The sequence below is a fragment of the Aeromonas sp. Prich7-2 genome, from assembly GCF_017939255.1.
In the GTDB taxonomy this organism is placed as follows: Bacteria; Pseudomonadota; Gammaproteobacteria; order Enterobacterales; family Aeromonadaceae; genus Aeromonas; species Aeromonas caviae.
Genome location: NZ_JAGKRI010000159.1, coordinates 1 through 774 on the forward strand (window position 1 = coordinate 1; position 774 = coordinate 774).

The window sequence follows — 774 nt, forward strand, 5'->3', positions numbered from 1 at the left end:
CGGTCTTTACCTCCCTGCCCGTGGCGCGATTCAGTGCAGCTCAGGTGGCGACCCTGTACCACGAGCGCTGGGAAATCGAGCTGGGATACCGGGATATCAAAAGCGCGATGCAGCACAACGCCATCACGCTGAGAAGCAAGAAAGTGAACTTGGTCTATCAGGAGCTGTGGGGATTGCTGCTTGGATACAATCTGGTCAGGCGGGAGGCCAGCCAGGCCGCCGTAGCCCATCAGCGAGCGCCCAATGAGGTGAGCTTTAAGTTTGCCTGTCAGTTCATCGCGAACCAGATGGCAGTGATGGCGGGCGCGTTATCGCCAGCCCATACGCCACGGAGGTTGGCGGAGTTGCGGGGCTGCATAGGCGTCATGTTCATAGAAAAACGCCCCAGGCCATCGAGACCCAGGGCGGTGAAGATATCAAAGACCCGTTTTCCGGTAAATCGCAATGCGGCTCCGCTTAAGTGAACAGCATTGCGCTATATGGCGGCCCTCTGCGAGCAGCTGACCAGGGCGGCCAAGACCCCCTTGGTGCAGAGCCAGTCCTTCTCCGCCGTCTATGTGGGCGGGGGCACGCCCACCGACATGGCGGCGGGCGATCTGGCTCTGCTGGCCAATGCCATTGGTCGCTTCCTGGCTAATAACATCATGTCGATCAGCCAATAACATCATGCCGATCACCATTTTTCTACCCGCAGGAACTGCGTCTTTCTTTTACTCTGCCTGATCGGCATCGGTCAAGTTGATGCCCTGTTTTCGCATCGACTCACCTGTCAAA

General features: G+C 57.9%; 1 protein-coding gene and 1 pseudogene. Both read left to right on the forward strand.

Annotation, left to right across the window (positions count from 1 at the left end):
- Positions 1–464, forward strand: a 464-nt coding sequence (locus tag J9892_RS19355; RefSeq protein WP_210538744.1) for a transposase, incomplete at its 5' end; no start/stop codon positions are given.
- Positions 465–473: 9 nt separating this feature from the next.
- A pseudogene (locus tag J9892_RS19360) lies at positions 474–629 on the forward strand (heme anaerobic degradation radical SAM methyltransferase ChuW/HutW); the annotation flags it as partial.
- Positions 630–774: the final 145 nt, after the last annotated feature.